The sequence below is a fragment of the Methanomicrobium sp. genome, assembly GCF_055145805.1.
In genome coordinates this window covers 1-26,163 of sequence record NZ_JBSREC010000108.1, presented here as the reverse complement: position 1 = coordinate 26,163, position 26,163 = coordinate 1, and the positions used below count along the sequence as shown (strand labels likewise).

Annotated in this window: 31 protein-coding genes, 1 tRNA gene and 2 pseudogenes; 9 read left to right on the top strand and 25 right to left on the bottom strand. The window is 39.2% G+C overall.

The window, feature by feature from the left end:
- A pseudogene (locus tag ACTB1O_RS10105) lies at positions 1-88 on the top strand (hypothetical protein); the annotation flags it as partial.
- Here the strand turns inward: ACTB1O_RS10105 and ACTB1O_RS10100 are convergent.
- From ACTB1O_RS10100 to ACTB1O_RS10090, 3 genes and pseudogenes are all read right to left on the bottom strand, one after another.
- Positions 83-229 (bottom strand): annotated as a pseudogene (locus tag ACTB1O_RS10100) (phosphoribosylamine--glycine ligase); the annotation flags it as partial. The pseudogenes ACTB1O_RS10105 and ACTB1O_RS10100 overlap by 6 nt on opposite strands.
- Positions 230-257: 28 nt before the next feature.
- Positions 258-770 carry an orotate phosphoribosyltransferase gene (gene pyrE, locus ACTB1O_RS10095; protein ID WP_462995009.1) on the bottom strand — a complete coding sequence of 171 codons (513 nt, stop codon included), beginning with the start codon at positions 768-770 and terminating at the stop codon, positions 258-260.
- Positions 764-1,255 carry a CDP-2,3-bis-(O-geranylgeranyl)-sn-glycerol synthase gene (locus ACTB1O_RS10090; protein ID WP_462995011.1) on the bottom strand — a complete coding sequence of 164 codons (492 nt, stop codon included), beginning with the start codon at positions 1,253-1,255 and terminating at the stop codon, positions 764-766. Before ACTB1O_RS10090 ends, pyrE begins: the two co-directional genes overlap by 7 nt.
- A gap of 238 nt (positions 1,256-1,493) precedes the next feature.
- On the opposite strand from ACTB1O_RS10090, the gene tes reads away from it, so the two are divergent.
- Together tes and ACTB1O_RS10080 are read left to right on the top strand one after the other, a co-directional pair.
- Complete coding sequence (gene tes, locus ACTB1O_RS10085; protein ID WP_462995008.1) at positions 1,494-2,984, top strand: tetraether lipid synthase Tes; 1,491 nt, start codon at positions 1,494-1,496, stop codon at positions 2,982-2,984.
- Between the two features lie 35 nt (positions 2,985-3,019).
- Positions 3,020-3,817 (top strand): ATP-grasp domain-containing protein, encoded by a 798-nt coding sequence (locus tag ACTB1O_RS10080; protein ID WP_462995007.1) that lies wholly within the window; start codon positions 3,020-3,022, stop codon positions 3,815-3,817.
- Positions 3,818-3,819: 2 nt separating this feature from the next.
- On the opposite strand, the gene ACTB1O_RS10075 is transcribed toward ACTB1O_RS10080, so the two are convergent.
- From ACTB1O_RS10075 to ACTB1O_RS10035, 9 genes are all read right to left on the bottom strand, one after another.
- Complete coding sequence (locus ACTB1O_RS10075) at positions 3,820-4,119, bottom strand: UPF0058 family protein (RefSeq protein ID WP_462995010.1); 300 nt, start codon at positions 4,117-4,119, stop codon at positions 3,820-3,822.
- A 57-nt stretch (positions 4,120-4,176) separates the two neighbouring features.
- Positions 4,177-5,373 (bottom strand): DNA primase DnaG, encoded by a 1,197-nt coding sequence (dnaG, locus tag ACTB1O_RS10070; RefSeq protein WP_462995006.1) that lies wholly within the window; start codon positions 5,371-5,373, stop codon positions 4,177-4,179.
- Positions 5,374-5,565: 192 nt separating this feature from the next.
- Positions 5,566-5,877 (bottom strand): DUF167 domain-containing protein, encoded by a 312-nt coding sequence (locus ACTB1O_RS10065; protein ID WP_462995005.1) that lies wholly within the window; start codon positions 5,875-5,877, stop codon positions 5,566-5,568.
- 218 nt (positions 5,878-6,095) lie between these two features.
- On the bottom strand, positions 6,096-7,382 hold the full coding sequence (gene pyrC / locus ACTB1O_RS10060) for a dihydroorotase (protein WP_462995004.1): 1,287 nt from the start codon (positions 7,380-7,382) through the stop codon (positions 6,096-6,098).
- Between the two features lie 111 nt (positions 7,383-7,493).
- Complete coding sequence (gene hypE / locus ACTB1O_RS10055) at positions 7,494-8,492, bottom strand: hydrogenase expression/formation protein HypE (RefSeq protein ID WP_462995003.1); 999 nt, start codon at positions 8,490-8,492, stop codon at positions 7,494-7,496.
- Entirely contained in the window at positions 8,489-8,830 is a 342-nt protein-coding gene (locus ACTB1O_RS10050) for a hydrogenase maturation nickel metallochaperone HypA/HybF (RefSeq protein WP_462995002.1), read from the bottom strand. The genes hypE and ACTB1O_RS10050 overlap by 4 nt, the downstream gene beginning before the upstream one ends.
- Positions 8,830-9,054 (bottom strand): HypC/HybG/HupF family hydrogenase formation chaperone, encoded by a 225-nt coding sequence (locus tag ACTB1O_RS10045; RefSeq protein WP_462995001.1) that lies wholly within the window; start codon positions 9,052-9,054, stop codon positions 8,830-8,832. Before ACTB1O_RS10045 ends, ACTB1O_RS10050 begins: the two co-directional genes overlap by 1 nt.
- A 70-nt stretch (positions 9,055-9,124) precedes the next feature.
- Positions 9,125-9,208 (bottom strand) — tRNA-Ser (locus ACTB1O_RS10040).
- Between the two features lie 42 nt (positions 9,209-9,250).
- The gene (locus ACTB1O_RS10035; RefSeq protein WP_462995000.1) at positions 9,251-10,477 is read right to left on the bottom strand and encodes a hypothetical protein; all 1,227 of its coding nucleotides are present in this window, start codon (positions 10,475-10,477) and stop codon (positions 9,251-9,253) included.
- On the opposite strand from ACTB1O_RS10035, the gene ACTB1O_RS10030 reads away from it, so the two are divergent.
- On the top strand, positions 10,467-11,375 hold the full coding sequence (locus ACTB1O_RS10030; RefSeq protein ID WP_462994999.1) for an archaeosine biosynthesis radical SAM protein RaSEA: 909 nt from the start codon (positions 10,467-10,469) through the stop codon (positions 11,373-11,375). The two genes, ACTB1O_RS10035 and ACTB1O_RS10030, sit on opposite strands and share 11 nt — an antisense overlap.
- A gap of 43 nt (positions 11,376-11,418) precedes the next feature.
- Here ACTB1O_RS10030 and ACTB1O_RS10025 read toward each other — a convergent pair whose 3' ends face one another.
- The 3 genes from ACTB1O_RS10025 to ACTB1O_RS10015 all read right to left on the bottom strand — a co-directional run bounded on the left by ACTB1O_RS10025 (position 11,419) and on the right by ACTB1O_RS10015 (position 14,489).
- Complete coding sequence (locus ACTB1O_RS10025) at positions 11,419-12,642, bottom strand: ornithine cyclodeaminase, nickel-pincer nucleotide-dependent (RefSeq protein WP_462994998.1); 1,224 nt, start codon at positions 12,640-12,642, stop codon at positions 11,419-11,421.
- Between the two features lie 270 nt (positions 12,643-12,912).
- A complete protein-coding gene (locus ACTB1O_RS10020) occupies positions 12,913-13,500 on the bottom strand; it encodes an NTP transferase domain-containing protein (RefSeq protein ID WP_462994997.1) in 588 nt (195 codons plus the stop codon).
- Positions 13,488-14,489, bottom strand: a complete 1,002-nt coding sequence (locus ACTB1O_RS10015; RefSeq protein ID WP_462994996.1) for a pyridoxal phosphate-dependent aminotransferase — start codon at positions 14,487-14,489, stop codon at positions 13,488-13,490. Before ACTB1O_RS10015 ends, ACTB1O_RS10020 begins: the two co-directional genes overlap by 13 nt.
- Positions 14,490-14,690: 201 nt before the next feature.
- On the opposite strand from ACTB1O_RS10015, the gene ACTB1O_RS10010 reads away from it, so the two are divergent.
- The 4 genes from ACTB1O_RS10010 (at position 14,691) to ACTB1O_RS09995 (ending at position 18,645) form a co-directional block, all read left to right on the top strand.
- Positions 14,691-14,870 carry a ribbon-helix-helix domain-containing protein gene (locus ACTB1O_RS10010; protein WP_462994995.1) on the top strand — a complete coding sequence of 60 codons (180 nt, stop codon included), beginning with the start codon at positions 14,691-14,693 and terminating at the stop codon, positions 14,868-14,870.
- A 92-nt stretch (positions 14,871-14,962) separates the two neighbouring features.
- A complete protein-coding gene (gene ftsZ, locus ACTB1O_RS10005) occupies positions 14,963-16,129 on the top strand; it encodes a cell division protein FtsZ (protein WP_462994994.1) in 1,167 nt (388 codons plus the stop codon).
- A gap of 445 nt (positions 16,130-16,574) precedes the next feature.
- Positions 16,575-17,438, top strand: coding sequence for a coiled-coil protein (locus ACTB1O_RS10000; RefSeq protein ID WP_462994993.1), 864 nt, complete (start codon positions 16,575-16,577; stop codon positions 17,436-17,438).
- Between the two features lie 58 nt (positions 17,439-17,496).
- Positions 17,497-18,645 carry a DUF373 family protein gene (locus tag ACTB1O_RS09995; RefSeq protein ID WP_462994992.1) on the top strand — a complete coding sequence of 383 codons (1,149 nt, stop codon included), beginning with the start codon at positions 17,497-17,499 and terminating at the stop codon, positions 18,643-18,645.
- A 266-nt stretch (positions 18,646-18,911) separates the two neighbouring features.
- On the opposite strand, the gene ACTB1O_RS09990 is transcribed toward ACTB1O_RS09995, so the two are convergent.
- From ACTB1O_RS09990 to ACTB1O_RS09955, 8 genes are all read right to left on the bottom strand, one after another.
- Entirely contained in the window at positions 18,912-19,370 is a 459-nt protein-coding gene (locus ACTB1O_RS09990) for a hypothetical protein (RefSeq protein ID WP_462994991.1), read from the bottom strand.
- Between the two features lie 118 nt (positions 19,371-19,488).
- A complete protein-coding gene (albA, locus tag ACTB1O_RS09985; RefSeq protein ID WP_462994990.1) occupies positions 19,489-19,758 on the bottom strand; it encodes a DNA-binding protein Alba in 270 nt (89 codons plus the stop codon).
- Positions 19,759-19,774: 16 nt separating this feature from the next.
- Positions 19,775-20,791 carry an aspartate-semialdehyde dehydrogenase gene (asd, locus tag ACTB1O_RS09980; protein ID WP_462994989.1) on the bottom strand — a complete coding sequence of 339 codons (1,017 nt, stop codon included), beginning with the start codon at positions 20,789-20,791 and terminating at the stop codon, positions 19,775-19,777.
- A 57-nt stretch (positions 20,792-20,848) separates the two neighbouring features.
- Positions 20,849-21,022 (bottom strand): indolepyruvate ferredoxin oxidoreductase subunit alpha, encoded by a 174-nt coding sequence (locus tag ACTB1O_RS09975; RefSeq protein WP_462994988.1) that lies wholly within the window; start codon positions 21,020-21,022, stop codon positions 20,849-20,851.
- 77 nt (positions 21,023-21,099) lie between these two features.
- Positions 21,100-21,867: a 4-hydroxy-tetrahydrodipicolinate reductase gene (gene dapB, locus ACTB1O_RS09970; RefSeq protein WP_462994987.1), complete on the bottom strand. Its 768-nt coding sequence runs from the start codon at positions 21,865-21,867 to the stop codon at positions 21,100-21,102.
- Positions 21,860-22,735 (bottom strand): 4-hydroxy-tetrahydrodipicolinate synthase, encoded by an 876-nt coding sequence (dapA, locus tag ACTB1O_RS09965; RefSeq protein ID WP_462994986.1) that lies wholly within the window; start codon positions 22,733-22,735, stop codon positions 21,860-21,862. The genes dapB and dapA overlap by 8 nt, the downstream gene beginning before the upstream one ends.
- Before the next feature lie 7 nt (positions 22,736-22,742).
- Entirely contained in the window at positions 22,743-22,934 is a 192-nt protein-coding gene (locus tag ACTB1O_RS09960; RefSeq protein ID WP_462994985.1) for a 30S ribosomal protein S17e, read from the bottom strand.
- Between the two features lie 5 nt (positions 22,935-22,939).
- The gene (locus ACTB1O_RS09955; protein ID WP_462994984.1) at positions 22,940-23,497 is read right to left on the bottom strand and encodes a thiamine-phosphate synthase family protein; all 558 of its coding nucleotides are present in this window, start codon (positions 23,495-23,497) and stop codon (positions 22,940-22,942) included.
- Between the two features lie 127 nt (positions 23,498-23,624).
- Here ACTB1O_RS09955 and ACTB1O_RS09950 point away from each other — a divergent pair, with 127 nt between their 5' ends.
- Positions 23,625-23,801 (top strand): hypothetical protein, encoded by a 177-nt coding sequence (locus ACTB1O_RS09950; RefSeq protein WP_462994983.1) that lies wholly within the window; start codon positions 23,625-23,627, stop codon positions 23,799-23,801.
- A 78-nt stretch (positions 23,802-23,879) separates the two neighbouring features.
- Here the strand turns inward: ACTB1O_RS09950 and ACTB1O_RS09945 are convergent, their stop codons facing one another.
- Positions 23,880-24,974 (bottom strand): DNA primase large subunit PriL, encoded by a 1,095-nt coding sequence (locus ACTB1O_RS09945; RefSeq protein WP_462994982.1) that lies wholly within the window; start codon positions 24,972-24,974, stop codon positions 23,880-23,882.
- A 1-nt stretch (position 24,975) separates the two neighbouring features.
- Positions 24,976-25,719 carry a DNA polymerase sliding clamp gene (locus ACTB1O_RS09940; protein WP_462994981.1) on the bottom strand — a complete coding sequence of 248 codons (744 nt, stop codon included), beginning with the start codon at positions 25,717-25,719 and terminating at the stop codon, positions 24,976-24,978.
- Positions 25,720-26,163: the final 444 nt, after the last annotated feature.

The following is a 26,163-nucleotide window of genomic DNA, read 5'->3' as shown; positions in this document are numbered from 1 at the left end:
GGGAGAAGAGTTCACTTTAATGGCCTTTGTTGACGGAATAAATCTTATCCCGATGCCACTGGTTCAGGATCATAAAAGGGCATATGAGAAAATCCCTGCAAAGTCTGATAATTCCAGGGTTTTTCTTTGCCATTACTGAATAGATTTCACACGCTTCGTTGCGGGAAAGTGCTTTTGCTATCGCATGCTCTCTGCCGCCTCCGCCCACAACAAGAACCTTCATAATCATTTATATCACCAAAATCTGTCTAATATTTTTACTTATTCATTATCTCTGAAGTGCGTACAAGGGGATAAAGTGTAACTCCAAGGTCTTTTAACTTTTCACAGGCTCCCTGTTCTCTATCAACTACTGTTACAACTTTAGTGATTATTGCACCTGCACTTTTAAGTGCATTTATTCCGTAAAGAACACTTCCTCCGGAGGTTGTCACATCTTCAACCAGGAGCACGTCTTTGCCTTTTATATTTCCTATGATATTTCCTGACTTTCCGTGTTCTTTCTCTTCCTTACGGATTATACAATATGGTTTGCCGGACGATAAAGAGACTGAAACTGCAATCGGAACGGCACCTACCGCAACACCTGCAACAACATCAAAATCAAATTTATCTGCAATAGAAGAGCCTATGGCTGATAAAAGATGAGGATTTGTGGATGCTGTTTTTATGTCAATATAATAGCTGCTCTTGGCTCCGGACGCAAGTGTAAACTCTCCAAACTCTATTGCACCGTATTTTACCAGAATATCTGCAATTTCATTTACCATGGGACTTCTTTCACTCCGATAATATAACCTATAATATTAGCTCCCCTGTGTAAAAGAGGTGTGATTATAATAATCCAGATAAAAACCACCGGAGTAATATTTGCAACTGCCCATCCAAAGTCAAATATAAAAACAAGAGCAAGAGAGCCTGCAACAAGATCATATTGATCTGCAACAGGCCACTTTTCACCACGTTTTTTATCAAGTCTTCTTTTAAAGAAGCTTTTAATAAGATCTCCCAACAGGGCACCTGTTGCAAGCAGAATCACGGATAAAGGAGTGTGTACTATAAAACCAGTGTAACTGCCAATCAGAATCAGGATTACTCCGACAAATACTCCTGAAAGGACACCCCCGAAAAATCCTCTCCATGTTTTACCCTCTCCGAATATTCTCCTGCCGTCACTCCAGTTTTTGCCTGAATCAACAGGAGCTCCGCCACCGAATATTGCAGCAGCTGAATTTGGAATATATGCCGGCAGCATAATCCACAATGCCATAAAAAGAGACATCAGAATATCAATAAGATCAACATTTAAAGACGACAATATGACTAATATAAAGAATTAATAAAATAAATAATGTATCAAAATAGATTGGGTGAAAGCAAATTGGATATTAGAGTAACCAAATGAGTAATCAAATTAAATTTTTTGGTAGAAACAATCCTTTTATTTGATTAAATTTAGAATAGAATGAATAATCAAATGTGTGAGAGCAAATATGGTGATAAAAACAACAAAGGGTCTTTGTCCTGAATGTGGTGCAGTACTCCCCGCAGATATAATAGAGGAAGACAATAAAATCTGGATTGTCAGGACATGTCCGGAACATGGCAAATTTAAAAATCTGTACTGGTCTGATGCTGAGATGTACAGGCATTTTGATGCTTATGAAGCCGTTGGAAAAGGGGTTTGTAATCCTCAGGTATATGCGTCAGAAGATGAATGTCCAAAAGCATGTGGTATTTGCAACAACCATAAGTCAGCAACACTTCTTGCAAATATTGATCTTACAAACAGATGCAACTTAAATTGTGATTTTTGTTTTGCAAATGCGCGTGCCTGCGGTTATTTATATGAACCCTCATTTGATGAAATTGTTTCAATGCTTAAGATGCTAAGAGAGCAGAAGCCATGTCCTGCTCCTGCGGTTCAGTTTGCCGGTGGGGAACCTACAATGCGAGAAGACCTTGTTGATATTGTAAAGGTCGCAGTAGAACTCGGATTCAAACAGATTCAGATGGCATCTAACGGAGTTAAACTTGCAAGGGATAAAAAACTTGTAAAAGATTTAAAGGATGCAGGGCTCAGCACAGTGTATCTTCATTTTGACGGAGTTACAAAAGAGACAAATCCGTTTTTAAATATTAGTAAAAAGGCTATTGAAAACTGTTCCGAGGTTGGGCAGGGAATTGTTCTTGTACCGACTGTTATAAATGGCAAAAATGATCATGAAGTCGGTGAAATAATTAATTTTGCAGCAGAACATGTAGATGTTATCAGAGGTGTGAATTTCCAGCCTGTTGCATTTACAGGTGCGGCATCCGAAGATGATGTGATAAAAGAGCGTGTCACAATACCTGATCTGGCTGACAGGATTGAGGAACAGACCGGGGGTAAAATAAAGAAGGAGTATTTCTATCCGGTGCCCTGTATGGTGCCTTTCTCTCATCTTGTAGAGGCATATACCGGTGAACCTCAGATAGAATTTACAACTCACCAGCATTGTGGTGCTGCAACATATGCGTTTGTAACAGAAGAAGGAGTTGTTCCTGTAAATCAGATGATAGATGTTGATGAATTTTTCAGGGTTGTTGAACAGATGTCTGACAAACTTCGTGATAAGAAGACGCTGAATAAATATCTGACTCTGGCTGAAGGTCTCAAAGGGTTCCATTCTTCTGTAAAAAAGAGTGAAAGCGGAAAAACAGGCAAATTCTGGAAGATGCTTTACCAGGCTCTTATAAAACAGGATTTTGAGGCATTAAAAGACTTCCACTGGAATGCACTGTTTATCGGGACAATGCATTTTATGGATAATTATAATTATGATGTGGAACGCGTCCAGCGCTGCTGTATTCACTATGCAACCCCTGATGGTAAATTAATTCCATTCTGCACATATAATTCAGGTCCGGTCTTTAGGGAAGATGTCTGGAAGAAATTTTCAAAGCCCATTGTAAATCAGGATCCGCTTGCGGAACTTGATTAAAATTTTAGTATAATCATCTTTTTTTTGGAGCTTTTATGATTCGTATCGTAAAAAAACCGACAGACACTCCTTCTGATAATTCAACAGGAATGGTTGCAGATGCGCTTATGAAAAGAGGCGCTGAATTTTCTTATCTTGATCTTGACAGAATCAGCCCTTTTATTGATGAAATAGAAGGGGATCTAATCTGGGTCTGTGGTATTAAACAGGATGAACTCCAGTTTGAGATGATAAACACACTTAATCTCAATAACCGGGTAGTAAATTCTCCTGAGGCAATTGCTGTTTGTGCAAGTAAGGTACAGACAACTGCGAGACTTTTAAAAAACGGTGTAAAAACTCCTGAAACAATTTTCACCGGTTCAAAGGATGAAGTGGACTTGTTCCTACAAGAACATGGAAAAGTTGTTTATAAGCCTGTTTATGGATATGACGGGAATGGGATATACCCCTTTTCAGATATAAGTGAGCTAAAAGAAAAATCGCCTTATTACATTCAGGAATATATTAAAAATAACTGTGACTTCAGAGTCTTTGTAATAGACGGGAAGGCTGTCGGGGCTATAAAAAGGGTGTCTGACACATTTGCACATAATATACACCAGGGCGGACACGGAAAAGCGCTTTTGGATATCCCTGAAGAAATGGCAGAGACTGCATCGCTTGCATCGGAGGCAATAGGAATTGATTACTGTGGTGTTGATCTTCTTCCTGATGGAAAATCATACACTGTACTTGAAGTGAACGGAACGCCCAACTGGCATTGTATGCACGCGCCTGTCCCTGATTACCTTGCGGATCATCTTATAAATATGGAAAAAAGTCTGAAATAAAATTAGATAAACCTTTTTTCAGGTTCTTCATCGATTTCTTTTTCTGTTTTCATTGCAAGTTCATGCATTCTGTCTGAAATTCTCTTTGAAGCAGAAGGCTCAATGTCTTTCATGGCCTGCGCAATCTCCTCGCCAAGGACAAAAATTGCATGTTTGTGCTCCATTTTGCTCTTATGAATCTGGTTCGGTTTAATCTTTAATGATTCATACTCGGAGAAGATTTCATTTGGATTTTCTTTCTCAAAACTTTCTTTTATCGAGTACATGAACTGATGGAGGGCTATTAATTCTTCTTTGTGCACAATTACCACATCCGTGTATTACTAAAAACCAGGATAAACATTGCTTATCATAACAGTTTAAGGTATCTTTAGAAGCTTAACGGAAACAGGTTTTTTTATGATCCCTTTAAAATCCGGAGCTGCGACAAAATCGAGATTATTCATTGCTATCTGATCCAAAAGTGCCTGATTGATCCCTCTGTTTGTTATTATTCCGGAAACTTCGTCTGCCACTTTTTTAAGTGCAGCTTCCATCTCTTCTGAAGGATATTCGTTTAGGATTTCGTATTCTTCTGTGAGGAAACGGGTGAGATCTGCATCCCTGATTTCATCCATCTGTCTGGCAAGCTCCTTTTCGACTACAGGAATACTTTCAGAATCCATCTTTTCTTTTGGATCCTCTTTTTCTTCCTGATATATTGCAGTTGTATATACATTGAAGTCAACTGAACCGTCATTACCGAGGATTGCTTCAATCGGCACCTTGTTTCGGAGAGGTTTTATTATCTCTTTTCTGGACATATCCTCAACACTTCTGTCGCGTGGACCTATTGCAACAAAATCTATTTCTGCGATCTGCAACAGCTCGCTTAGAATTAAATCTCCTCCTCTGTCTCCGTCAAGGAATGCAGTTGCTGTTTTGGTTTTACAGAGATCTACAATAGTTTTTGGAACGTTTGTTCCTTCTACTGCAACTGCATTTTTTATGCCGTATCTGAGCAGATTTATAACGTCCGCTCTGCCTTCCACAACAATAATTGCATCAGAATCCATAACATTCGGACCTGCAGGCAGTTTTTCTTCGCCAATTTCAATTATTTTTTCTATTCGGGAATATTCCCGTACTTCATCTATTATGTTGTTTGTGTCTATTGATCCTTCTTCAAATGAGACCATCAGAATTTCTTTTGCTCTTTCGACGATCTGTTTTCTTTTTGAGATTCTGATATCCTCAATTTTGTTTACATGAAATCTTGAGGTGCACGGGCCCACTCTTTCAATAGTCTCTAAGGAAGCTGCCAGAATTGCTGTTTCAGCCTTGTCAATTGAGGAATATATTAGTATTTCCCCCTTTGTATCGCCTTTTTTACTGACTGTTTTTACATCAATTCTTCCTAAGCGTCCTGAACGCTGAAGATCACGGAGATCTAAGTCATCTCCTAAAAGACCTTCTGTCTGTCCAAATATTGCTCCGACAACATCGGATTTTTCAACCACCCCTTCAGCTTCAAATTCAATATGTATCTGGTATTTTGTAGTTTCCGGTGAATACAATAATAATTCCTCCTGTGATGTGATAAACTGGTGAATGTTGTAAATCTGCTCTTATTAATGATCATAAGGCAAGATGACTAATAGTAGCTGAAATTATTTAAATCAATTTCATAAGGATATTTCCTGCTGATAAAAAATAAAACAATAGAAAAAACCTGACTTGTTTTCATGGAAAAAACCGGGAAAAACTCACTATAAGCTTTTTTTTAGAAGTGCAGTTGCATCTTCTAATGTAATATCCTTTATAAAAATACGTTTTAATGATGAGGATGGTCCGGATATTATAAAAACATCTGATGAATTTACTGAAAAGAAATCTGAAATTGCTGATATTATCTTTTTGTTTGCTTTTCCTTCAACAGGCGGTGCATTTATTCTGCATGAAAAAGCATTTCGCCATTCATTGTATCCTGAAGGAAAGATTGTCTTTTTGCTGCCGGCGGAGACGTCAAGTGATATTACAACCCCGTCCTCGCGGGCCTTTATAGCTTCACTTATATCCACAACAATCACCGGAGATTAAGCTTAAAAGTTAAAATGTCGCCCGGCATTAACAAACATGGATCACAAGAAGCACTGTGGCCAATCTTCACCTGTTATACCCAAAAAGCCGGGCTTAATATGCCTGTTGCGCATCCGGGTTGTCCCGAAGATCACTTCCAGACCTTTGCCAATAGATCACCCGGGGACCTAATAAACGATGCGCATATATCGGCCTTTTATTATTTGCGATTATCCTCTATATATCCATCCCCGTTTATCCATCTGCCAAAACCTTCGAAAAATTCCCCTTTACTGTAAGCAACATTCCCGCCTGTTATTACAATCTCCGGAAATACCCCTTTCATATTTTCATATGGTGTCCATCCTGCATTACTGTGAAGATTTTCGGATTTTATATTTGTAGTAAATTTAGGATAAAGTGCAAAGTCTGCCCTGCATCCTTTGGCAAATCCGGATGATTCTATTCCGAGTATTTCTGAAGGTTTGTAGACAGTCTTTTGAATCAGGGATTTGAGACTTATTTTATTTTCAAGTACCATTGCCATTAAAAGTGGCATCATTGTCTCAACTCCCGGCAGGCCTGACGGGATGGAGGAAAATTCGGAAACCATCTTTTCTGAGAGAATGTGCGGGGCATGATCAGATGCAATAACATCTATTTCATCCCATTTATCCCACAATTCTTTTCTTGTTTCTTCATGTCTTACAGGTGGATTTACCTTCCCTTTGCCATCAGTGTCTCCAAACATTTCAATTGATAAAAAGAGATGATGTGGCATTACTTCAAAGGTAATATTTTTTTGACCGGAAATTGTTTCTATTGACCCGGGTGAGGAGAGATGGCAGAAATGAAGTGCAAGATCAGAGGGAGCAAGTTTGAGCACGGATTTCACAGCTTCTGCCTCGCCCTCTTCATTTCGGAGAGTATTATGCTTTAAAAGACTATCATCGTCTCCGTTTAGGACTGTTTCGGCATGAACCGTTGCAAGTGCTCCTCTTTTTGAGATTTCCAAAAATGAATCTCTTAGCATTTCTGTGTCTACTGCTGACCCGTAGCTTGATTCTGCAAAGAAAATTTCACCGAATGCAAGAGCTCCTGCTTTATACATTTCATCAATGCTGCAGTCCGGCACCACTCCTCCGTTTAGTCCAAAGTTGCAAAAAGAGTGTTTTTTTGCTTCTTTTAGCCTTTGCCTGAATGAATTTTTATCTGTTATCGGAGGAATTGTATTTGGCTGATCTACAACAGTTGTAACACCGCCTGCAAGTGCACTTTTACTGCCGCTTTCCCATGTTTCCTTATATGACTGTTCTTCCCCTCCACGCATATGCACATGCATGTCAACTGCACCCGGAAGGCAGATGTATCCGCTGCAGTTTATTACTATATCTGATTTATGAGGAGAACCAATATGAACTACATAACCATCCTTTATTGAGATGTCGGCAACTGAACCGTCCGGCATTAATGCATTATTTAAAACGAGATCACAATCAGGTAACATAAGAAAAAGACTCCCTGTATTATTATAGTAATATTCACGGATATTCTAAAAACTTTAGCTAATATCTGTATTTTCCGGATTAATAATTATGTTCTTAAAAAAAAGACTGGTTTAGCAGACCCTTGGAACAGGGTCTCCGACAGGTGCCTCAATAAAACGTTCTCCTCCGATAGAAGTTTCCATTATAACTGACTTTCCTTCAGTTACTCTTCCGATTATCGCAGCATCTTTCCCGTATTTGTGATTTTTTATTGCTTTTAATATGTTCTCTGCATCTTCTGCACGAACACCCATTACAACCTTTCCTTCGTTTGCAACGTCCAGAGGATTTATTCCCAAAAGTTCTGAAGCGCTTGCGACGCTTTTTCTTATGGGCAGTGCCTCTTCAAGAATTCTGACCTGAACATCTGATTTTTCTGCCATCTCATTGATGGCATTTGAAAAACCTCCTCTTGTAGGGTCTTTCATCGCATGAATTTCCCCTGCATCCATTGCGTTTTTTACAAGTCCCCACATTGGTGCGACATCTGATCTGATCTGTTCTCCCAGATCAAATCCCTCACGGGTTGTCATTACTGCCATTCCGTGATCTCCAATAGTACCGCTTACAATTATTGCATCGCCCGGTCTCAGACTATTGTCGCGTATTGGTTTATCCACAACGCCTATTCCTGCGGTATTTATCACAATGCCGTCAAGTGATCCCTTTTCAAGTACTTTTGTATCGCCGGTAACAATTGATGCGCCGCATTCACCAAGGGCTTCGTCCATGGATGCAACTATTTTTTCAAGGATCTCAATATCAAATCCTTCCTCAATTATCATGGCACAGGATAGGGCAATGGGTTTTCCACCCATCATAGCAAGATCATTTGCAGTCCCGCATACTGCCAGTCTTCCGATATCTCCTCCCGGGAAAAACAGGGGACGTACAACATGTGAGTCTGTTGTAAATACAATGTTCTGCTCTCCAAAAGGGATCACAGCGCCATCATCAAGTGATTCCAGGCCTATACCGCCTGCATTGTTATTTTTATATTTTGTAAGTGTCTTTCCCAGAAGTTCTGCAAAAACAGACCCTCCGGCACCGTGCATAAGATTGACCTTCATTCGTCATCCACCTCTATTTCAATATTTGCAACTACTACTTCCCTTCCTTCAACAATTTCGGGAAGCAAACCGCAGTTGGGACATACAAATCGCTCCGGACCTTCATATCCACATGTACATTTTGATTTTACCTGCACATCTTTCGATTCAATTTTACAATCTTTAAAAAGAGAGTCCTCTTCGCACATGGTTTCAAAAAGAAAAATCACCTGCTCGGGGTTTATCATTGTCATCACGCCAACATCAATGTAAACTTTTTTTACAAGTGTCGCGGAATTTTCAAGGGCAGCTTTTTTGGCTGTGGCAAAAATGTCGTATGCAATTGAGTACTCGTGCATTATTCCTCCATTGCTGCGTAAACTTCCTTGAATACCTGAAGCGTTTGGAGTGCCTCCTCACGTGATAATTTCTGAATAGCAAAACCTACATGGACTAAAACATACTCGCCTATTTCAACGTCCACGAGATCAATACGAACCTCCTGCTGAAGGTCACCATAATCAACGACAGCTATATTGCCGTCCTTGATTTCCAGCACTTCTGCCGGAACTGCAATACACATTGTAAAAATCCCCTCCTGATAGCCGGACTTAATTTTAAAAAGTCTGACCTGATTTTTTGAAAAAGATTAGCGCCGAGAAGGAGATTTGAACTCCTGAGGTGCGAACACCAGTGGCTTTCAAGGCCACCGCCTTTCCGGGCTAGACTATCTCGGCCCGTCCTCTAATAGGTTGACTTTTTTCCTTAAAAATATGGTGTTATTGTCTTCTGACAGAAAAGAGCAGGATTGCAAATGCAATAATGCAGGAAATCAGTCCAATAGGAAAAATGTATCCTGATTGTGTGGGGATGGATGTTGACTGTGATTCAAAGAATGCAGCTGCATCATCACTGACTGTTATTGAAGAAGCGCCGTCTGCATAAAGAGTTACATATCCGCTGTCAGAGAGATCTTCGGGGTATGCCTTTACGTAAACTGTCCCTCCGGACACAGGTATTGTAAAGGATTCTGCCCTGCTGTCTTTGTACTGGTTGACTGTTTTTACTATTCTGCTTTCATCAGCATATTTTAAAATCCAGTTGTGCCCCTCTGATGTATCAACTTTGAGAGTTCCTGGATTGGTTTTTATTGTAAAATAAGCCGGGCTGTTATATGAAGCAAAAGACTGCACCAACATTGGTTTTCCGGCCTGACCTGTAGCAGTTTCTGTCTGAACTGCAGTCTGAGCCTGTGTTGGATCTTTTAGAACCGAGTTAAATTTCTGATGTTTTATCAGGCCCTGGTTGTCATAAAATGAAACATAGTAAACGCCGGGTCCGGGTATCTCCACATTTTTGTTGAAGTATCCTTTGGAGTCTGTTGAAATCCATTCCCGTGGGAATACAATCTCTTCTTCGGTATCAACCATTATCTCAATACCAAGATTTCCGCGTGTTGTACTTCTGCCTTCAACTGAAAGATAGCCGTTATACTGCTGTGTCAAAGGAGCTGTCACTATAATTTCTCCTGTCCTGTCTATTATCTCAAAGCTCTTGTAGGTTGTTGAACTTGAGCCCAGACCAACATCGCTGGTGGGCGGGATCTCAAATTTATAGTTGCCTTTTGAGAGTTCATCTGTCTCAAATTTGACAGACCATGAACGGTCTGACTGAATTGTAAATGGTTTCCTGGTAATCTCCTGTATTGTATTCTTTTGACTGTACAGGATAATTGTCATTGTTAATCCGGGATTAATCGTGCTTGTTCCCTGAATTACTATGGTGTCGCCAAGATTAACCTGGGAGGGGACATCAAAATTAATAATATAAGCATCTGCCCCGCACACCATTGTCATCAGTAAAATTAGGATGTATGCGATCTTTTTCATATTTACACGATCAACTACTATAGCATTAATGATATCTAAACGAACTGAAAAACCTCTTGCATGCTGGAAAAGCAAAGAGATGTATGCAGGGGAGATTGTTGACTGTATGACAGTCATATTCAAATCCGGCGGCTGTTCATGGAACCGCTGTAAGATGTGCGGGTACAAAAGCGAAAGATACCATAAAATGGCTGCAGAGGATCTTTCTTTGAAGATAAAACAACAGTTATCATGGGTTCTTGAAGAATTCAGACCAGATAGTTACAGAATGGTTAAAATATTTACTTCGGGAAGCTTTTTTGATTCAACAGAAGTGCCTTTGGACGCAAGAGATGCTATAGGTGAGGCTTTTAAGGGCAAAATTGTAATTGTCGAATCCAGAACCGAGTACGTCAAAAAAGATATTATTTCGGATTTCATTCCTGTTGTTGATGACAATACCTGGGATAAACCACTTTATGTTGCAATGGGTCTTGAAACAACAAATGATTACATCCGCGAAAAATGTATTGATAAGGGACATACATTTGAGGATTTTAAAAGTGCCGTAAAGCAGGGAAGAGATGCAGGTGCCGGAATAAAGACATATCTTATGATGAAGCCGCCGTTTCTTACTGAATCCGAGGCTCTTTTGGATATGCAGAAGTCCCTTTCGGAGTCTGCTCCGTATTCTGATATGATATCCATGAATCTGTGCACTGTTCAGAACAGAACTGAAGTTGAAAGAATGTGGAAGCAGAAATCATACAGGCCGCCATATCTATGGAGTGTTCTAAAGGTTCTCATTGAATCAGATCTGCATGTTATGTGTGATCCTGTCGGGGGGGGTAAAAGAAGAGGTCCTCATAACTGCGGGAAATGTGACAGGGATATTGTCGATGCGATAAGGGATTATTCACTTACAAATGACAAGGATCTTCTGAAGGTTTATTTTGATGAAGGGTGTGACTGCAAATCGGAATGGCATTATGTATTAAAGGAAGAAAAGCCGTTTTGCATGCCTTTAACTGAATAAAAAAATTAAAAAAAATTAAAAAAAATTAAAAAAAATTAAAAAATCATTTTTCCGTTTTCAGGTATTTCGCAAGGAGAGGGAGGAATGCCCCTGCGTCACTTACCACACCTATTGCCTGTGATGAGCCCCTGTCATTTAACTTTGTCACTGATGCAGGGTTTATGTCAACGCAGATTGTCTTTACGTATGAAGGCAGGCAGTTACCTACTGCAACTGAGTGAAGAAGTGTCCCTATCATAATTACCATGTCAAGGCCACGCAGATTTTTTCTCATTTCTTCCTGTGCAACCATAACATCTGTTATTACATCAGGTAACGGGCCGTCATCCCTAATAGAACCTGCAAGAATAAAGGGAACATTGTTTTTTACACATTCATACATTATCCCGCTCTTTATGATTCCCTTTTCAACCGCTTTTTTAATTGAACCTGCCCTTATAACTTCACTTATGGCAGTTATATGATTCTTATGACCGCCGACTGCAAGAGTACCTGTATCGAGATTCATTCCAAGGGAAGTGCCAAACAGGTTATATTCAATATCGTGTGTAGCAAGGGCATTTCCGGCGAATAAAACGTCAATAAATCCTTCGTGTATTATTTCTGCAAGTGCGGGGGCAGCCCTTGTATGAATTATTGCAGGACCGCCAACAATTCCTATTTTTCCGCCGTTATCTTTGATCTCATTCATTTCACGGGCGATTTTTTTTATAATAGTCTCGCTTGGCCTTTCTGAAGAGACAGTGTTCTGCATGAACTCAAACTGATTGACTTTTCTGGATCTCTCTGGCGGAACGATTCTGACGCCTCTTTCGCCTATTACGATCATATCTCCCTTTTTAATTTTTGCAAGAGGTGTACAGATGGCATTTGAAGATTCTTTTTCTATGACAATATGGCAGTCCATCTCAATATCTTCGACAGGAATCCACTTATCTTCATATTTAATAAATGTCGGGTGATTTGTTGTTGAGTAAAAACCTTTTGGAAGAATTCTGTCTCCTTCAGCTCCTTCAAGTTTCACGTTTTCTACTTCAGGCATTCTTGCACCGAGGCGGTGTAGCTCGCTGAGAATATTTTCAAGCTCTTCCTCATCTGATGCGCTTATAATGAGCCTTGCATAGCTGATATCCTGTTTTTTCTTTCCTATATCGAAGGTGGTAATTTCAAAATTGCCGCCCATATCCAGAACTTTGTCAAAAACACGGGTCATTATTCCTGAATCTATAATATGACCTTCAAGTTCGATCTCACGGGACGTTTCCATAATCCTATTATATGTTTCTTAAAGTATTATTTTTTTGCTCCGTATTAGGTGAAATATCAAAAAATACTTTGATGTTTGTAGTCTTTTGAAAAACAGCTGGTAATCTGTGGATTTCTTTTATGAGGGTGTATATAATATAATTGCATGAGAAAAAGCCTATTTTTATTAATGGAGTTTATTGTATGAAATTTTTCATAAATATTTTTTAACTTTGGAAAAAATTACGAATGCTAAAATAATCAGGAAAACCTTTTGATTTTGATATAAGTCTCATTTGAAATATTCTTCTGCATTTTTGAGTTCTTCTCTGGTATTTACATTGAATGTCAGTCGGGGTTCATTTAAAAGAATTTTCAGCTCTTCCTGTTCATTGCATATGTTTGCGCCGTTTAATATATTCAGGCCGACAGGGCAGGAAATAATGTTTTCTATCTCTTCTGAATAATTGCATTTGCAGTTGTTGTTACTGAAAAGGATTTGAGGTACCCATACGGAGCATGCTTCCATTCCGGATTTATTGTACAGATCAACTGTTTCTTCAATAATATTCTGGTTTATTCCTGGGAGATCTGATACGCATGTAAAAAAAGGCTGGTCTTCTCCGATATCGGTTACACATTCTTTTATATCCTCTACATAACCGCATCCTTCTGACTGGTATATGTCTATTCCGTTAACTTTGCACCAGTTTTTTGTCATAGGGACTTTTGGAGTAACAACAACCAGGACGTTGTATCCTGCATCTTCAAATGCAGATATTACATAAGAAAGCAGGGGCCTTTCTGCCAGGGTTACAAGAGGCTTCTCGCCGAGGTTCATCCTTGTCCCAAGACCGCCGGCCATAATCAGTGAAAGCACTTCTTTAAAGCCTCCACGAGCAATTCATTTTCTTTTCTGGTCCTTACTGCAACCCTTATTGATTCCGGCAGGCCAAATGACGAACAGTCTCTTACAAAGATTCCTTCATTTAGCATAGTTTTAGTAAACCGGCCTGAATCCCGTTTGATATTTAAAAGAATGAAATTTACCCTGGAGGGGATATAATTGATTCCTATCTCTTCAAATTTATTGCAGAGCCATTCTCTTTCTGCTTTTATAAGTTTGCGTGATTTTTCAAGTTCATCGTAATGTTCTATTGCCAAAAGTGCAAAATTTTCTGCAAATCCATTGAGTGTCCATGGCAGTCTTATAACTTCCATTTTTTCAATCAGTTCAGGTTCTCCAAAACCAAATCCAATTCGAAGGCCGGGAACTGAGAATGATTTGGTGAGTGATCTGCTGACAAAAACATTTGGATGACCTTTTCCTATAAGTGTTTCATCACTGTCTGAAAGTTCATTGAAAGCCTCATCAATAAAAAGCCTGACTCCTGATTTTTTCTCCTCAATTGCGATATCGGAAAGTTCTTTCTGTGGGATTAATCTGCCGGTCGGATTATTTGGGTTGCATATTACACGCACCTTCACATTTTTTTTATCAATGTAAGTGCACATGCCTCCTGCAAGTTTTATGGAAAGGTCATATTCTCCAAATGTGTGCCTGTCGGTTCTGACAAGATCCCCTCTATTGATTGCGACATGAAAAAAAGACCTTATAATCTCTATTGAACCATTTCCTATGCAAATTTCGTCCTCTTTACAGCCAAATTTACGCGCAACCGCATTCTTTAGTTTATGGTATGAATCGTCCGGGTATGAAGAGATCATACTCTGGTCCGCTTTCCAGCCTAAATCCGGAGGAAATGGGTTCAAATTTGCACTGAAGTCGATTATATGTGTGCGATCATTGCCATTACCCAGCTGGGCTGCTCCTCCGTGAGTTACTTTTTTAGGGAAACCTGATTCCAAAAGATGCTCTCTCCTTTTCAAATTTAATTGAATTTAGTCGAATAAAACAATTTTGTAGCGTGAGTCTGGAATGCAAAACAAATATTTATATAGTTTAAGATGTTATCTTTGGTTGTCTGAAAGCATACGTCTGACAAGAAGTAACTCTTTGTCAGACAATTAACTGACATATGTCAGTTATATGGCAGACATGTGGTATTTATGATGGAGCGGGTTACAATCAGATTGCCTCCGCAGCAGGTTGCAATGCTTGAAAAGCTGGTGGAAGCAGGAGAATTTCCTAACGTATCTGAAGCTATAAGATACGGTGTTAGAGAACTCGTCGTAAAACACGCAAACCGGGTAATTAGGGACAGTGAACAGATTTCATTTGAGATGTAAGAACAGGGTCTTAAAAGGGAGTTTAAGAAAATACATCTCAGAAAATCCGGATGTCTAATTCAAATTAAAAAGGTCTTAAGGAGGTTTATTGGATGCAAACTATAATTAACGAGGCATTAAAGCACGCAGAATATGAACAGGGGATGAAAAAGTCAGGTGTAATCGGTGACGACGATTTCCTCGGTCAGCCAAGAATTGTTATTGTCGGATGCGGGGGAGCAGGAAACAACACAATCAACCGCTTATATCATATGAAGGTCAAAGGGGCCGAAACAATAGCTGTTAACACAGATAAGCAGCATCTTGAAATGATTCAGGCTGACAAGAGAGTTCTTGTAGGGAAATCCCTGACAAAGGGTCTTGGCGCAGGCGGTTTTCCTGATGTTGGTAAGCGTGCGGCAGAGATGGCAAGGACCACACTTGAAGGTCTTCTGCAGGATGCCGACCTGGTCTTTATTACAGCAGGTATGGGGGGAGGAACTGGTACTGGTGTTGCACCTGTTGTTGCACAGATTGCAAAGGAGCAGGGTGCAATTGTTGTCGGAATGGTAAGTTACCCCTTCCAGGTAGAGAAAGCACGTCTGATACGCGCAGAAGAAGGTCTTGAAGCACTTTCAAATGCAGCAGATTCAGTAATTGTTCTTGACAACAACCGCCTGATGACTTTTGTGCCAAATCTTCCATTAGGACAGGCATTTTCAGTTATGGATCAGCTTATTGCAGAGACTGTAAAAGGTATATCTGAAACTATCACAGAACCATCACTCATAAACATTGATTATGCTGATGTTCGTGCAATAATGAGCAAAGGCGGCGTTGCAGTGATGCTTGTTGGTGAGAGCAAACAGCAGAACAAATCTGAAAATGTTGTTCATGAATGTCTTAATCACCCGCTTCTGGATATAGATTACCGTGGTGCAACAGGTAGTCTGATTCACATTACAGGTGGAAGTGATCTTACTCTCTCAGATGCAGAAGAAATTGCAAGTTCACTGACCTATGAGCTTGATCCTCATGCTGATGTAATCTGGGGCGCACGTATCAATAGTGAATTTGAAGGAAAAGTAAGGGTTATGGCAATTATGACTGGTGTTAAAAGTGCTCAGATAATGGGGCAGAGTAATCCTGTTATGTCACGGTCTGAAATTGCACAGGGTCCTTTTGAGAGAAGAAATTCAGGTTCACATGTTATGAATACATCCGGAAGAAGGGCAGCAACAGAACAGACCAGTGGTGGTCTGATTGACTTTATCCGTTAAAATTGCCATATAATTGCCATTAAAATTCCATAACTCCGGAAAATATTTTTTTTGGTAATTATTATCTGGGTAGTTATTTCTTTAAAAAGGACCGTCAGAATTTTAGATTCAGTCCAAAATGTGTTCTAATTTTACGGACAGGACTCGTTCGAAACTCTTATTTAATATAAGTGCTCAATTTTATAGAAATCATTGTGCAGTCCATGAATGAATGCACAAATAACTTAAACGGAACATTAAAATCATATTTAGGGTTCCGTTATGGAATAGGTAGTCGAACAAAAGACGAACAGCCAGAAGAATACGGTTATTGGAATTAAATCGATACCCGGAAATGAGATCTTTTGTTTCGTAATTTTATTACCCTTAATTATCCATAACAGTTGTTTGTAATATTCTGTTATTTCATGACTGCCGTGTTTATTACTACAGGTATGTGTTGAGCATGTTGAGCGAATTGATAGAAAAAAGAAAAGTTGTTCTCCAGCAGTCGGAGGAACATAAAGACAAAAGAAATGAACTGAATGCCCTTGCAAGTGCACAGGCACGTGAGCGTAATCAGCTTAATGCCCAGACACGTGAGTTCGTTGATGAAGCACAGAAAGATAAGGATCTTCGTGATAAGTCAAATAATGATGTTCACCGGTTAAAAGCTGAAAGAAATGTTTTCAACGATAAGGCAAATGCTCTTTTTGAAGAAATTGATGCTTTTAAGAAAGAACATGGCGCAATTAGCAACAATCGTGGAGTAAAGGAACTCCATAAGCAGATTGAACATCTTGAGATGGAACAGCAGACAAGGGTAATGAATGCTGATAAAGAGCGCGAGTTAATTGACAAGATAAAACAGTTCAGACATTCTATCAAGGAACAGGAAGAAGAACTGGAGCAGAATAAAGAGATTCATATAAAACTCCAGGAAGCACGTGATCTTCGCAAAAATGCATCTGATTTTCATGCCCAGGTAACTGAGGCTGCAGAACTTGCACAGAAATATCATGATCTTATGGTTGAGTGCTATCGCAAAGCAGACAAATCACGTGAAGCAGCAGATGAAGCTCATAAGAAATTTGTTGAGGCTCAGGAAGCAGCAGATGCTGAGCACAATAGTTTCATCGGATGTCAGAAAGAGATCCGTGATTATGATAAGGTAATTGGCGGACTTCGTAAGAAAACCAAGAAAACCAAGGTTACAAAAGAACAGAAAGCAGTACGCAAAGAAGCAGAGCAGGTATTCCAGCAGTTCAGAGCCGGAGAAAAGCTTACAACTGATGATATTCTTCTCCTTCAGCGTTCAAAACTTATATAAATCTTTTATATTTTATTTTTAGGCAATTTTTTATACATACAGAATGAATTTTATTTAGATGCCAGACGTGAGGACACTTATATTATGTGTCGATCGTGACGACGATATCGGTTTTAAGGCAAATATCGAAGAACCGGTTTTTGGAAGAGAGAATTGTCTTGATGCTGCAAACAGACTGGCTCTTGCTGATCCCGAGGATTCGGATGTTAATGCTATATTTCAGGGTTTAAAGACATTTGATGAGTTAAATGCAAAAGGTGAGGAAGTATATGTTGCAGTGATCGGGGGGAGTCATACTAATGAAATTGAGGGGGACAGGAGAATCTCTCATGAATTGGGAAAGATAGTCTGGGACAATGAGATAAATGAATGTATTCTTGTGACAGATGGTGCAGAGGATGAATTTGTTCTCCCGATAATTCAGTCAATAGTTGATGTAAAAAGCATTCAGCGTGTCATTGTAAAACAGATGCCCAATCTTGAGGGTACATATTATATAATCAAAAAACTTCTGGACGATCCGCAGATAGCAAAAACATTTCTTGTTCCTATAGGCCTTGCGATGCTTTTGTATGCAATTGCAAATCTTTTTGGAAGTCCGGAGATTGCAGTCGTAATAGTGGTGGGAGTTATTGGAATATTTTTGCTCTTTAAAGGTTTTGGAATAGATGAATATTTCAGCTACGCATTTAATGCCCTCCATTCCTCATTTATTGGGGGGAGATTTACTTTTGTTGCATATATTTCTGCAATACTAATAGGTATTATTGGAATAATTATAGGATTAACAAGCCTTTTGGAATGGTATACAGTAGATCAGGGAATTATATTTTATTTGCTTTCATTTATCTACGGATCAATAGGATATTTCACAGCTGCTGTCCTGATAGCCTCAATTGGGAAGATAATTGACATATATCTAAATGATATAACAGCTCTTGGAAGATATATTGCGATTCCTTTCTTTGCAGGTTCTGTTGGAATTATCGCCTATGGTGCGAGCATATACATTCTTTCATTTAGTAGCAATCTGGAGTTTCCATTTCTTGGAATAGAAGGGATAAGGGCTATTGTATACACGACTTCTACTGGTCTTGTATTTGCAGCTATTGGCATGTATCTTCAAAAATATATCACAAAATGGACTCAGAATAAGATTGATTCGGAGTTAAAAAACGAAACAAATATCATTGAAATTATAAATTAGAAGTATGCAATAAATGTGCATTTAGTGCATTAAAATAATTAATTTTTTTATTGGTTTTTTGTAAGTATTTTTTAATTTGTCACGATTAAATATTATTTTTGTAGAAAAAAAGATAGATAAATCTGTTTAATCCGGCTCTGATAAAAAGATACTTATTTTTAATTAAATAATAATGACAACAGAATGTCAATCTTTTTTAAGTATGGCTGAAATACTGTGAAAAAAGTTTATTTTTTAGTTGCTTTGTTTTTAAAAAAACTGGTTTATTATATGTTTAAAGGTTCTGAAAAGTAACCCATACCTGGTATTTCTTTTACATTACTGTAGTTTTTTATTGTTCTGGGAGTTTTTATTGAGATCTCCGGAATATTTGTTGGCAGATTTTTTCTTGGGAACCATAGGGAACCGTCACCATTGTCAATTGAGGGGCTTTCAATAATCATAATTGCGTGGTTCATATTCACAATCTCAAATCTGCAGTTGTCAATATCCATTGCTTTGCATAATTTTGTCTTAAGATCTGATTTTCCAAGGAACAGGACGAGAAACTGGACACCATCGTCAATTGTATAATTTAGATCATAGACTGCTTTATTTTTTGATAGTTCAAGATTCACTGATTTTATATTGATGTAACTATACTGCCCGTCTGTTTCTGCTGAAACTGCAGGTACAACACATAAAAAAAAGATAAGAAGCACTACAATTACGGGCACTATTTTCATGACTATAAATATTATGCCTGTAGCCGATATATCCTTTATGGTAGGACACATCGGGCTGTGTTCTTTTTTTTTTTAAAAATAGGCATTCTTAATAATTGAGCATTAAAAAAGATCTTTTTTAGATCTTGGTGAGTATGATTTCAATACTGGAAACGTTTGTTTTACCGCTTTCAGTATCAACCATTTCAGTGGATGTCACAATTCCCCCTTTTTTTACATCCTCTAAAAATCTGTTCAGAGCAATCTCTGTTGTGTCTACTGCACGTGAAATTGCCTTTCCGCGTGCTTTTACCGAGACTTCATCAGCTCCCTGATTAAATTGTGTAACTACTGCGAGAACGTAGTTCATTACAGGTTTATTCCCTACGAATACTGTATTGTCTGACAATTTGTTTCCCCTCCTCTTAAAGATACTTTTTACTTGTAATAAGTTCTGCATTAAGGACAGAAGCACCTGCTGCACCGCGTATGGTGTTGTGTCCCATAGCAATGAAGCGTACACCTTCACGGATTCTTCCGACAGAAACTGTCATTCCCCTTCCACGGTTTCTGTCCAGTCTTGGCTGTGGCCTGTCATTTTGTTCAAATAACTCCACTGATTTTACAGGCTGTGTTGGAAGGCCCGTAAAAGGTGCTTTGTAGTTCCTGTAGTCATTTTTTAATTCTTCTACAGAAGCGTTGGCATCTGCCCAGATTGCCATTGTATGTCCGTCTATGACGGGAACACGGTGACAGCTTGCACTGACGGAAAACGGAGCACTGATTATCTCGGCACCATCAAAGGTTCCCATGATTTTCAGTGTTTCATTCTCCATTTTCTTCTCTTCCGATTCAATGTAAGGAACGACATTATCATAGATAGACATAGCTGCGACACCTTCAAATCCTGCACCTGATATTGCCTGCATTGTAGAAACACGAATGTCTGTAAAACCGCGGTGGCGGATTGGGTTTAATGCAGCAACCATAACTATTGTGGAACAGTTAGGATTTGTCACAATAAACCCGTCATTTCCTGAGTCACGCTGAATGTCTATAAGACCCAGATGGTCAGGGTTTACTTCCGGAACAACAAGCGGGATATTCCTTCCCATCCTGTGTGAGGACGCATTGCTGCATACAGCAACTCCTGCTTTTGATATCTCTGTCTCAAGATTTGTTGCTAGATCTGCGGGAAGCGCAGAGAATACGAGATCCAGGTTCTTTACGCTGGCAACATCTGTATTGCTGACAGTAATATCTGCGATAGATTCAGGAAACGGCTCATCAAGACGCCAGTTAACCGCATCCCGGTAACTTTTCCCTGCGCTGCGTTCTGATGCCGTCAGTGTCTGGAGATTAAACCAGGGATGACTGGCAAGCAGCTGTACAAACCTTTGCCCCACAGCACCGGTTGCACCCAAAACTCCTACATTGATCATGGATTAGAAGAGAATACGTTGATATAGGTATAAAATATTTGTATATTTATACCTGATTTATTCCATGTGGATGGCTTCAGCAGGACATTCGTCTACACAGGCCTCACAGTCTATACATGTATCCGCATCAACAACGGCTATGCCGTCTTTCATTGAAATTGCCTCTGATGGGCATACATCCACACAGGTTTCACATCCTGTGCATGAATCTGCATTAACTATTGCTACCATAAATTATCGGATTTAGGTCAGCAGTAATACTAAAATAGATTTCGTTTTTTACAGAGTATTTGTCTGAAAATAAAAAATTATTTATTAAAACCAAGAACATCGTCCATGGAATATATGCCTGGTTTTTTGTTGTGGATCCATGATGCGGAACGGATAACTCCGTGGGCAAAGACCAGACGATCGTATGCGCGGTGACTCAGCTCAATTACCTCGTCGTTGCCGGCAAACATTACTGTATGATCTCCTACAATATCGCCGCCGCGTATAACATGAACTCCAATTTCATTGCCACGCTCACCAACCATACCTTCGCGGCCGTACATCTCCTTACGGCCTCCTGCCTCTTCCTTGATTATTTCAAGAATTGTTTTGGCAGTCCCGCTCGGTGCGTCCTTTTTGAAGTGATGGTGTGCCTCAATAACTTCTATGTCGTAGTCTTTGAGCTGTTTTGCAGCCTCTCTTACCAGACGCCAGAATATATTCACACCGAGACTGAAGTTGCTTGATATTACGGCGGGGATTTTTCCTTCAACTGCAGTTCTGATTACCTCTTTCTGCTCATCGGAAAATCCCGTGGTCCCGACAATAACTGCAACACCGTTTTGTGATGCGGCTTTTATATTTTCAACTGCTGCATGGGCAATTGTAAAATCGATTATTACGTCCGGTTTTTTTTCTTTTAAGAATTCATCAATTCTTGTGGATTCGTAAACGTCAACACCAAAAAAAGAGCCTGATTTTATATCAACCCCGCCTATAAGCTCAAGATCGGGAGAATCTGTTACCATACTGCCAATCTTTGTGCCCATTCTTCCAAGTGCGCCGCATATACCTATCTTAATCATACTGATTCAAAGTCTCCTTTAGTATTGTCACATTATCCCTGCTGAGTTCATCCAGAGGAAGCCTGAGGGGTCCTGCGGCCATTCCCCTCATACCCACAGCTGTTTTTACAGGGATCGGGTTTGTTTCGATAAACATTGCGCGGAATAGGGGTGACAATGAATAATGCATCTGCTTTGCAGCCTCAAGATCTCCGGATTTGAATGTTTCATAAATCCGGACCATTTTTTCCGGTTCAATATTTGCAGTGACGCTGATTACTCCCCCTCCTCCCAGTGCAAGAATGGGAAGTGTCATTGCATCATCACCGGAGATCAGGGTGAAATCCAGATCTCTTGTTTCCTCAATTATGGCTGAAATCTGTACAATGTCTCCGCTTGCCTCTTTCACTCCCACAATGTTTGGATGCTCTGCTAATTCTGTTATTAAATCAGGCAGAAGATTCTGTGCAGTTCTTCCAGGTACATTGTATACAACAACCGGAATGTCGAGGTCTGCAAGTTTGTGATAATGCTTAATGAGCCCTGAGCGGTTGGGCTTGTTGTAATAAGGACTTAAAACCAAAACACCGTCAGCACCAAGATCTTTTGCAGCTTTCGTAAATCTTACAGCTTCTGCTGTATTGTTCGAACCAGTACCGGCAAGTACAGGAACACGACCATCAGCCACTTCTACTGCGGTTCTGATGACTTTTTCGTGCTCTTCAAAAGAGAGGGTTGCTGACTCACCAGTGGAACCACATGGTACAATTCCATGGATTCCCTGCGAAATAAGAAAATCGATATTGGATTTAAGACCATCAAGGTCAAGATTCCTTTGCTGTTTTTCCTTAAATGGGGTGATTAATGCTGAATAAACTCCCTCAAACATAAGGAGATTATATAGCTTTTCTTCTATTTACCTTTCTTGTAATAGCGCCTGCAACTCTGTTGCGAACACATTTTGAACCGATAACTGCTACTTCGTCTACGGCAAGCTTGTTCTCATCGAAATCCTTTGTAAATTTCTCTCCGTGTTTGGAGAGCAGTTCCTGGCTGAGTGCCTTAATGTATGTTGGTTTAATTGCCATTTTTACTACCCATTAGTTTCTTTTATTATGCGTTCGGAGAGCATAATAATATTATTGACGACAGACATGGGATCTTCTCCCAGAATTCTTATCATCGCTTCTTTTCCGGCGGCTCCGCGGTCATAAATAATGTCGGGAACATTATCTTCTTCACAGCAGAAAGCAACACCCCAGTCTATTGTATTTACTCCCTGAGGTTCTTTATCCCTGTCAAAACTTCTGACTTCCAAAAGCAGTTCGATTGATTTTGCAATTATTTCTTCCGAAAACCTGATGTTTGCCGCACTTCTGATGTCAGAGTCAAATTTCATTGCTGTCAGTGTAATCTTTCCAATCTGATCATCTGCTCCAAATTTAATCAGTCCTGCGCGAGAACCATCTGGTTCCCTTTTAAAAATCCTGCTTTCTATTCCTGCAACTTCCGAAGGAATACGCGCATCAGGAATTGCATAAACAATATTCATACCTTCATCAGGAATGAATGATTCAGGCATCAGCGCCTCTATTTTTTCTGTGGCAGTGGCAAGCTTTCTGATAACTTCCTTTTTTTCTTCAGTATTCATGATAATCTGGTGTTCCCTTTAAGTTCTGTTTTATTCATCCTTTTTTTTATTCAGAGATAAAATAAGGACTGCTTTTAGACGGATTCTGATGGATAGTGCTATACATTATTAGAATTAAAATAATTTTATGAATTCAGTGGTTCTGGACAGTGCAACTGCAACCAGTAGTATTATCATACTTATTTTGGCGCTTTCAATTTTACCGGTATTTTTGCCTGCAGGTTTTGCGACACTTGCTGCAATAGTCCTGTTTATAATTATTATGAGCGGCGGCGGTTATTATATCAGTAAAAATCAAATTTAAAAATTATTTTTATTAAAAAAATTGTCTTTATCTCGGTTGAAATCTGCTTTAAGTTAAACCCAATAATAATTTGAGATCTTAATTATCCGGATGGTTTTTTTTTGAGCTTTTATCTTCATTTTTCTTTTTTGAAGAATTCCCAGCATTTTTATCTTTTGATTCACCTTTCTTTTTGAAAGAATCAGCAGTTTTCTTTTTCACTTTGTAGTAACTGAGGGGGTGGGCGATGTTTTTGCTTTTACATAATGAATCAGGATTTACACAGAGGCCATAGGTCTTTAAAGTGCCACAGCCCGGTGGTGTGTATTCTGTTCCTCCGCGTCCGGATATATGTTCTACCTGGTACATAGTTTTGTCAACATCAAAATCAGGTGCACGTGTATAGACCTCAACTATGCCTGTTGTATCCATCCCTATTGTGTGCATAAATGCTGTGAGTGAGAATCTTGCTGTATGTGGTATGTTAGTCCCTGCAGAGACTGCGCCTATTATGGCTTTCATGCATGGCGGAAATGAACTTTCATCCACTTCCCCAAACTGCTCCATTAATTTTTCCTGATATGCCGATGATATTTCACTTACCATTGATTCAAGAAGGCTGCATATATTTTCCCCTACAGGTAGGGGGAGCTGCTGGTGAAGAAGAGATCTTATTCTTTCCTTTAAAAGTTCCTCAGATTCTTCTTTTTTTATTGAAACATATCCCTCATTTACATCACGGTTGACAAGCTGCCACCTTGCATCCCTGAGGTTTGGAACAAGTTCAACATAATCGGGGACTTTTATATTTTTGTTTTCCAGATTTATGCCCATGCTTTTTGCGACATAATCCTTTTTGACGGAGTTCTCTGTCTGAAGAAAAAAAGCAGCTCTTTCGGATTCATATCTGCATAATTTGTCATTCATCTGTCTCTCTTTCATGCAGGAGACTATCAGACGGGATATTGCGTATGAAAGAATCTCATCGTTCGGCTTGTCAAGAGGGATTTCCTTAAAGTCATAGTTATTATTTAATGCGGCATTGATGCGGGATACAGCCTTAGCAGAAATGCTTTCTCCGTATCTGCTTTTTAAAAAGTTTTCAATTGAATATGCCTGCTCACTGACGAAACTATGTGCCTCTTTTAAAAAAGGATATTTTGCGAGGTCTGTATTTTCAAGATCTACTGGCATATTAGTCTGCTTCAATGCGTGGTGCAAGCAGGTATTCCACTTTACCTTTGCCGTCGGCGATGTTGAATGCAAATTTAACAGGGTGATCTATTCCAATCTGGATCTCAACTTCGTCTGATTTGCTCATAACACGTCCCATGTCTTTGAGATAATCGAGAGAGAAGAGTGAACGTGCTTCTGTTGATGTAAAGGATATCAGGTCACTTTCTTTAATTTCAAGATTGATGTGGTCTGTGTCACCGTCGGCTTCCATATAGAAAGTTTTGTTTTCAGGATTAATACCGAAAGCAATTTTATCAGATACAAGTGCTGCTGCCTTTATTGCGCTGTTTAATTGTGCGCCAGAGATAACCACCTTTCCCGGCAGCTGTATTGTGGGCATATTTGGATCTTTTCGTACAGTGTTTACGTCAAGAAGAGCTATGGAGTATTTGTATCCGCCAAATGCCATCTCAAGTTTGTATGCATCTTCGGGGAGTTCAAGAGACAATGCATCATCTTTGCCCATCATACCAACAATATTTTTCATTTTGTTGATGTCAATTCCAATGTCTTTTTCTGTTGCGGTATATGACGCAAATCCCTCTGAAGACAATTCAAACGATATCATTGCAACGTTTGCTGTGTCAACTGCCCGGGTTTTGAATCCTTCTTCGCTTATATTCAGGCGGCATTCAGTTACTATTGCCGCGATAACATCGATTGTTTCCTTAAAAATTTCTGTATCAATAGTTGCCTTTAACATTTATTTACCCCGTTTATACTTTACATATTAATCTGTAAGCATTAGTATGTAATTCATTTCCTGAAATTTTTTATGATTTTACTATCAGATTATTTTTTTTAAACTGATAATTGATCATATTTGCTTATCTATAACTCTATTATAAACTATATAAGCATAATTTTTACTAATAACTGGTGTTTTGATCTCATCAGTTATATGGTTACAAAACAGATATTTTAGCAGGAAAATATTTTAGTCAAAGTTTTCATCATTATCTGACAGAAAAACAGATTGTCCGGCTACTAAAGAAGGAAAAAAGTAAGAATATAAATACAGATTATAAGGAGTAAAATGGGTTCACAGTGGGGCACCGATAAATATTATATTAAGTCCAAAAGAGAAGGCTATCGTTCACGTGCGGCATATAAAATTCTTGAAATTCAGGAAAAATTCGGGATTATA

Excerpts from the sequence above, each read along its gene's own strand:
- pyrE (WP_462995009.1), bottom strand. The coding sequence starts at position 770 with ATGGTAAATGAAATTGCAGATATTCTGGTAAAATACGGTGCAATAGAG.
- ACTB1O_RS10090 (WP_462995011.1), bottom strand. The coding sequence starts at position 1,255 with ATGCTGCCGGCATATATTCCAAATTCAGCTGCTGCAATATTCGGTGGC.
- tes (WP_462995008.1), top strand. The coding sequence starts at position 1,494 with ATGGTGATAAAAACAACAAAGGGTCTTTGTCCTGAATGTGGTGCAGTA.
- ACTB1O_RS10080 (WP_462995007.1), top strand. The coding sequence starts at position 3,020 with ATGATTCGTATCGTAAAAAAACCGACAGACACTCCTTCTGATAATTCA.
- pyrC (WP_462995004.1), bottom strand. The coding sequence starts at position 7,382 with ATGTTACCTGATTGTGATCTCGTTTTAAATAATGCATTAATGCCGGAC.
- hypE (WP_462995003.1), bottom strand. The coding sequence starts at position 8,492 with ATGAAGGTCAATCTTATGCACGGTGCCGGAGGGTCTGTTTTTGCAGAA.
- ACTB1O_RS10050 (WP_462995002.1), bottom strand. The coding sequence starts at position 8,830 with ATGCACGAGTACTCAATTGCATACGACATTTTTGCCACAGCCAAAAAA.
- ACTB1O_RS10045 (WP_462995001.1), bottom strand. The coding sequence starts at position 9,054 with ATGTGTATTGCAGTTCCGGCAGAAGTGCTGGAAATCAAGGACGGCAAT.
- ACTB1O_RS10030 (WP_462994999.1), top strand. The coding sequence starts at position 10,467 with ATGACAGTCATATTCAAATCCGGCGGCTGTTCATGGAACCGCTGTAAG.
- ACTB1O_RS10035 (WP_462995000.1), bottom strand. The coding sequence starts at position 10,477 with ATGACTGTCATACAGTCAACAATCTCCCCTGCATACATCTCTTTGCTT.
- ACTB1O_RS10025 (WP_462994998.1), bottom strand. The coding sequence starts at position 12,642 with ATGGAAACGTCCCGTGAGATCGAACTTGAAGGTCATATTATAGATTCA.
- ACTB1O_RS10010 (WP_462994995.1), top strand. The coding sequence starts at position 14,691 with ATGATGGAGCGGGTTACAATCAGATTGCCTCCGCAGCAGGTTGCAATG.
- ftsZ (WP_462994994.1), top strand. The coding sequence starts at position 14,963 with ATGCAAACTATAATTAACGAGGCATTAAAGCACGCAGAATATGAACAG.
- ACTB1O_RS10000 (WP_462994993.1), top strand. The coding sequence starts at position 16,575 with ATGTTGAGCGAATTGATAGAAAAAAGAAAAGTTGTTCTCCAGCAGTCG.
- ACTB1O_RS09995 (WP_462994992.1), top strand. The coding sequence starts at position 17,497 with ATGCCAGACGTGAGGACACTTATATTATGTGTCGATCGTGACGACGAT.
- ACTB1O_RS09990 (WP_462994991.1), bottom strand. The coding sequence starts at position 19,370 with ATGAAAATAGTGCCCGTAATTGTAGTGCTTCTTATCTTTTTTTTATGT.
- asd (WP_462994989.1), bottom strand. The coding sequence starts at position 20,791 with ATGATCAATGTAGGAGTTTTGGGTGCAACCGGTGCTGTGGGGCAAAGG.
- ACTB1O_RS09975 (WP_462994988.1), bottom strand. The coding sequence starts at position 21,022 with ATGGTAGCAATAGTTAATGCAGATTCATGCACAGGATGTGAAACCTGT.
- dapB (WP_462994987.1), bottom strand. The coding sequence starts at position 21,867 with ATGATTAAGATAGGTATATGCGGCGCACTTGGAAGAATGGGCACAAAG.
- dapA (WP_462994986.1), bottom strand. The coding sequence starts at position 22,735 with ATGTTTGAGGGAGTTTATTCAGCATTAATCACCCCATTTAAGGAAAAA.
- ACTB1O_RS09960 (WP_462994985.1), bottom strand. The coding sequence starts at position 22,934 with ATGGCAATTAAACCAACATACATTAAGGCACTCAGCCAGGAACTGCTC.
- ACTB1O_RS09955 (WP_462994984.1), bottom strand. The coding sequence starts at position 23,497 with ATGAATACTGAAGAAAAAAAGGAAGTTATCAGAAAGCTTGCCACTGCC.
- ACTB1O_RS09950 (WP_462994983.1), top strand. The coding sequence starts at position 23,625 with ATGAATTCAGTGGTTCTGGACAGTGCAACTGCAACCAGTAGTATTATC.
- ACTB1O_RS09945 (WP_462994982.1), bottom strand. The coding sequence starts at position 24,974 with ATGCCAGTAGATCTTGAAAATACAGACCTCGCAAAATATCCTTTTTTA.
- ACTB1O_RS09940 (WP_462994981.1), bottom strand. The coding sequence starts at position 25,719 with ATGTTAAAGGCAACTATTGATACAGAAATTTTTAAGGAAACAATCGAT.